The organism is Candidatus Methylobacter favarea (assembly GCF_902806695.1).
GTDB lineage: Bacteria > Pseudomonadota > Gammaproteobacteria > Methylococcales > Methylomonadaceae > Methylobacter_B > Methylobacter_B favarea.
In genome coordinates, this window is the sequence record NZ_CADCXN010000017.1 from 1 (window position 1) to 4807 (window position 4807).

General features: G+C 45.7%; 6 protein-coding genes, 2 pseudogenes and 1 riboswitch. Of the genes and pseudogenes, 3 read left to right on the forward strand and 5 right to left on the reverse strand.

What is annotated here, in order from left to right; all coding sequences use genetic code 11:
- From HUX64_RS02150 to HUX64_RS20330, 4 genes and pseudogenes are all read right to left on the reverse strand, one after another.
- Positions 1 to 373, reverse strand: a pseudogene (locus tag HUX64_RS02150) (hypothetical protein); the annotation flags it as partial.
- Between the two features lie 110 nt (positions 374 to 483).
- Positions 484 to 568: riboswitch (cyclic di-GMP riboswitch) on the reverse strand.
- A 686-nt stretch (positions 569 to 1254) separates the two neighbouring features.
- Positions 1255 to 1464 carry a hypothetical protein gene (locus HUX64_RS19095; RefSeq protein WP_217426402.1) on the reverse strand — a complete coding sequence of 70 codons (210 nt, stop codon included), beginning with the start codon at positions 1462 to 1464 and terminating at the stop codon, positions 1255 to 1257.
- A gap of 64 nt (positions 1465 to 1528) precedes the next feature.
- Positions 1529 to 1693, reverse strand: coding sequence for a hypothetical protein (locus HUX64_RS02155; RefSeq protein ID WP_174624604.1), 165 nt, complete (start codon positions 1691 to 1693; stop codon positions 1529 to 1531).
- 101 nt (positions 1694 to 1794) lie between these two features.
- On the reverse strand, positions 1795 to 1953 hold the full coding sequence (locus HUX64_RS20330; protein ID WP_425484238.1) for an HNH endonuclease: 159 nt from the start codon (positions 1951 to 1953) through the stop codon (positions 1795 to 1797).
- Positions 1954 to 2155: 202 nt separating this feature from the next.
- Here HUX64_RS20330 and HUX64_RS20065 point away from each other — a divergent pair, with 202 nt between their 5' ends.
- A complete protein-coding gene (locus tag HUX64_RS20065; protein WP_281355242.1) occupies positions 2156 to 2281 on the forward strand; it encodes a hypothetical protein in 126 nt (41 codons plus the stop codon).
- Here the strand turns inward: HUX64_RS20065 and HUX64_RS20335 are convergent.
- Positions 2223 to 2432: pseudogene (locus tag HUX64_RS20335) on the reverse strand (group II intron maturase-specific domain-containing protein); the annotation flags it as partial. The gene HUX64_RS20065 and the pseudogene HUX64_RS20335 overlap by 59 nt on opposite strands.
- A gap of 1007 nt (positions 2433 to 3439) precedes the next feature.
- On the opposite strand from HUX64_RS20335, the gene HUX64_RS02175 reads away from it, so the two are divergent.
- Both HUX64_RS02175 and HUX64_RS02180 read left to right on the forward strand, forming a co-directional pair.
- Entirely contained in the window at positions 3440 to 4072 is a 633-nt protein-coding gene (locus HUX64_RS02175) for a LemA family protein (RefSeq protein ID WP_174624607.1), read from the forward strand.
- Positions 4073 to 4085: 13 nt separating this feature from the next.
- Positions 4086 to 4807 (forward strand): TPM domain-containing protein (locus HUX64_RS02180; RefSeq protein ID WP_174624608.1); only part of this gene is annotated, 722 nt, incomplete at its 3' end.

The window sequence follows — 4807 nt, forward strand, 5'->3', positions numbered from 1 at the left end:
AGAAGGATAAGGTAGCTGAATTAATTGTCTCAGGAATAATTACCGTCTGGTACAAGGTCTGGGTGTTTACATAACCGTATCCGTTTAACTCTGCTACCCATGATCCATCATGAGCGGCTTGAGTGCCAGTATTTTGGATCATACCGCCAGATTCTACCCATATAGTCGAGCCGCTCTCAAAGCCCGAGTTTTCAAGTATATTCCTAGCCGTGCCAATAGACGCAAACGCCAGCATATTGACTGTTAAGGTAGTCATGAGAAGAGATAGCCAATACATCTTTTTCATGAGTTTTAAAGCGAGGGAATTACGAGTTTTATTTAGATTTAATGGTTTATTTTTGTTGGTTTTACTGCTTTTAATATTATTATTCACATTTTTCTCTTCAATAAATATGGTATGAGCAATTCCCAGGATAAGAGAATTGCTATCAATTCAGCCAAAGTAAAGGGAAGCTGTAAAAGTTCCCTTTACTAGAATTTGATCATGGCAATCCCGCGGTCATAGGAAACTTCCTTTAGACTGGAAATTTTGCGTCGCCATCTTTAGATGGTTTTGCCCTTTTCAGATTAATGACTTATAGGCCAGAAATGATTGGTGCAGGTATTTTTATGTAGCTTCTGTTGATTTAAAATTCGAATTAAAACCAAACAAATAATGAATTGTTTAGTTGGACAACTAGACTTAAAATCTCTGCATTAGTTGTTGAGCAAGTAGGCTTTAAAGTCTGGCGCAATGGTGACTATTTATTGTTAATATAGTCTTAAAGAAGAGAAATTAATTTGAACAAAAGCCCTAAATAACGAAGATAGTACGGAGCTATATAATTCGAGTTAGAATTCCAATTTCACTCAGTAATAATAATATAGTGCTACGAAAAAGAAATAGAATAGTAAAATAGATCCCATAGTCCAGACAAAAAATACCTTAATTAAAGATAGAGCCGTGATCACACTCCAGCTGAATGGCGCGGTACCCGTTTTCAGCACAGTCTCTGATATTTCACCCGTACCGTTGATTTTGTCGATAATCTTGACCCTACCGCCCCTAGCCCTTGTATAGACTTCCTGGGGCATTTGGCAAGCCAGTGCTTGATGCCGCGTTCCTGGTTATAGAAGTGGAAAGACGGGCATCAATCCCAACAACACATCCTGCCTGCTGCCGTGGCTTTAAATACACGTGTTCATATTTCAGCGTCCGGCACAGCCGCTCGGCCAAAATATTATCCAGGGCCCGGCCTCGCCCCTCCCTACTGATCAGGATGCGATTGTCAGCAAGCCGCCGGTAAAGGCATCGCGAGCCGATAAACAAACCCGCGCGGTAAGCGGATATAGGCGATAGCAGTGCTCCCTCACCTGAGGAGGGGCCAAATAATGTTCACGCCACGGCGTCGGTAGGGGTAAATTTTGTGCGGCGGATGCGGCTTGCGGGTAGGCCGATAGGGAGCCATGCCAACCCAGCCTCATGTGGCTATCAATCGCTGTAATTAGCGAAAGTTGACGACATAGCGGCATTCACTCAGGTTAAGCTTCATGCGCCATGAGCCCTAGAGTGCCGCGTGTACTCTTCATCCGACAACCCCAACAACACGAGTTCATCCTCATCAACCTCTTTCAACAAGCGCTTTTTCTGTTCATAAAACCTGCGCGTGACCTTGAGATGCGGGCCTTGCGTTCCTAAGGGGATAGAAGGCATTATGTGAAGTATGCAGTAAATCGGGTAAGGAAAAGACATTGCTATCTTTTCCTCCCTTAAGAACCGTGCGTTAAAGTTTCCTTTCCCACGTCTTAAGCCTTTCAAAGATCGGTTTCCCGAGTCGGCTTAACCTTCAAATTTCGGCTGTGAACCTTTCTGTGACAATTTGGATGGAGTAAGATCGAATTGAAGTTTAACTCAGCCCCGCCTTTCGCCTTTTCAACAATATGATGGATAGTTACGTTCTTCACATCATCGATTAACGTTTGGCAGACCGAATATTTACCGCTTTGACCTACCCATAAGTTTCAACTGTCCGCTTTCCGACCAGACTTTTTTCATTTTGATTCCAGCCTTTTCTCAAACTATTCTTCATATCTTAGAGCGTAGGGATTTGCCTCAGCCTTGATTTTAGTATCTTACGATTTTTTCTACGCTGGCCGCATGGTTTAGCAGAACCGTATGCCCACCCTTGAACTCGCCAAAGAAGCAACCATCACAGGTGCCCCTGCGTTTAAAGTATTTATCTTTAATCCACTTTTTGCGCTTGTGAGGATGCCTTCTGATGGCCCATTGCATAGTTTTTAGCCCTATTTGATGATCTGCCTAGGCGAAAATCTCTTTCGCTATCGCTCCTTTGGTATTGGGCCCAACCTGAAATTATTGGGTTGAGTTTGCTAATAGTCCAATGAGGCGTTGCGGTTTTGTTGTCGTCGAATATTGCTCGTTCTTTATCCCGAACATCTTTTACGTTACCGTCTGAGGTTTAGTCAGAAGTTTCTGATCGCTGTATTTTCTGATGTACCACCAGCGAAAATCGACTTCATCATTAATATGAGTAATTCGGGTCTTCTCCGGCGATAGGTACAGTCTTCGATCCTTGAGGAAGTCTAGATCTGCGGTTTAACCTCATTTTCCAGTAGTTCTTTCGAAATTCCGCTAATAATGAAGTCATTCGCTAACGAATAAAATTCACTTGCTTCTTTCAACTTTGGTTGCCTGCGCTTTCTTATCCCAATACCGGCAATTTCTGAAACGTTGATTGAGTTTTCTTTCCAAACCATCTAAAGCCATGTTTGCCAGCGTTGAAGAAAGGATTCCCCTTGCGGCGTTCCGGCTTCAGTTGTGATGAATTCCCTATTGAAGATACATCCGGGCTTTAACTATCCCTCCACAATCTGGCGATCCATGGGGATGTTTTTCAATAGCCAATCATCACTGATATTATCGATACACCCTTTAATATCATCTTCCAAAACCCCTTCTGGGAACACTTTCTTGGCTGGAGATATATACCCTTGCTCTCTTGACTGCAATTGCTTTAGCGCTTGGAGAGGGGGTCAGGACAATAGACTTTGGACGAGTCTGATTTTGACTGCCTGAGTTCAGGCTGGCTGTAGCTGGGCAATCGGGCTATCTCCCAGAGATAACGTCGTACCGTACGGTATGGGGCGCCACATCAGAAAATAAACTGTAATCGTCAAGTGGACACGGAAAACAAGTTAATTTTAAAGTAAGCCCCCAATTCTAGGCCTAATTGACAGAATGACTCTAATAAGTTTAATTTTTGTGTTAAATATTTTTTAGGTGTATCTTTTCATACAAAATTAGGCCGATAATCATCAGATTTAATATACAGCCGTCTTCAAGGAATGTTTCAAATATATTCGCTAATCCCGTAAGAAATAAATTAATATTCCTGCAGCGTACCAGGACCTTTAAAAATAATAACCAGAGAGATTAATTATGTTGAAATGGCTTACTACTTTATTTATGGCAATGACCTTGTCCGGCTGCGGCTACAATACGCTGCAATCCGGCGATGAGGCTATTAAAGCCTCCTGGGCGGAAGTGTTGAATCAATACCAGCGGCGCGCCGATCTGGTGCCGAACCTGGTGAATGTAGTTAAAGGCTATGCTGCGCATGAAAAGGATGTGCTGACACAGGTGACCGAGGCGCGTGCCAGAGTCGGAGCAATACAGGCGACGCCGGAACTGGTCAATGACGAGGAGGCATTTAAGAAATTCCTGGCCGCCCAAGGGCAGATGACCAGCGCCATCTCGCGTTTGCTGGCAGTTGCCGAAAACTATCCGCAACTAAAAGCCGATGGGTTATTCCGCGATTTACAAGCGCAACTGGAAGGCACGGAAAATCGCATTACCGTGGCGCGTAACCGGTATATCGCTGCCGTGAAAGATTACAATATTACGGTACGGTCTTTCCCAACCAACCTGACCGCAATGATATTCGGACATAAGACCAAGCCAAGTTTCACGGTAGAAAACGAAAAAGCCATCGCCGAACCACCCAAAGTGGATTTTAGTAAGCCTACACGTCAGCCCGCTGATATTGCGCCGGCAACAATCCCCAGCCAGTAAGAGATTGTCTCGAATGCTTCTCTTGCACCGCTGTGCCGCAGCGTTTGCCATGCTGCTATTCTTTACCACGCTCTGGGCACAGGTTGCGATTCCGGATTTATCGCGCCGGGTGACCGATTTAACCGGCACCTTGACCACTGAGCAAGCCCAGGCGCTGGAAAACAAGCTGGCTGCATTTGAAGCCGAAAAAGGCAGCCAGATCGCGGTATTGATCATTCCTACCACCCAGCCCGAAGACATAGCCCAGTTCGGCATACGGGTCGCGGATGCATGGAAGGTTGGCCGAAAAAATATTGATGACGGCGTCATCCTGATTATAGCCAAAGATGACCGGCAATTACGCCTGGAAGTGGGTTACGGTCTGGAAGGCGTTATTCCTGATGCCATTGCCAAACGAATCATCGCCGAGACCATAACGCCTTACTTTAAGGCCGGCGACTTTGCCGGCGGAATTAATGCCGGCGTTGAACAGCTGATGCGGTTGATTGAAGGCGAGCCTTTGCCGGCCCCGCAAAAAGCACCCGGAGGCGAATCCGGCCAAGGTGCTTTTATGTTTCTCCTGCTTGGGGGCTTGCTAGCCGGCTTTGTACTGTCCGCCCTTATGGGGCGCGCTACCGGTGGAATGCTTGCCGGGCTTGGCAGCGGCCTGCTGGCCGCGCTGTTTCTTGGCTTAAGCGCCGCTGTGATGATCGGGCTTATGGTTTTTTTTATTGTCGGCATGCGTCACAGTAGCGG

Bases quoted from the DNA above. Each gene is read 5' to 3' on its own strand.
- HUX64_RS19095 (WP_217426402.1), bottom strand. From the start codon at position 1,464: ATGAGGCTGGGTTGGCATGGCTCCCTATCGGCCTACCCGCAAGCCGCA.
- HUX64_RS02155 (WP_174624604.1), bottom strand. From the start codon at position 1,693: ATGCCTTCTATCCCCTTAGGAACGCAAGGCCCGCATCTCAAGGTCACG.
- HUX64_RS20065 (WP_281355242.1), top strand. From the start codon at position 2,156: ATGCCCACCCTTGAACTCGCCAAAGAAGCAACCATCACAGGTGCCCCT.
- HUX64_RS02175 (WP_174624607.1), top strand. From the start codon at position 3,440: ATGTTGAAATGGCTTACTACTTTATTTATGGCAATGACCTTGTCCGGC.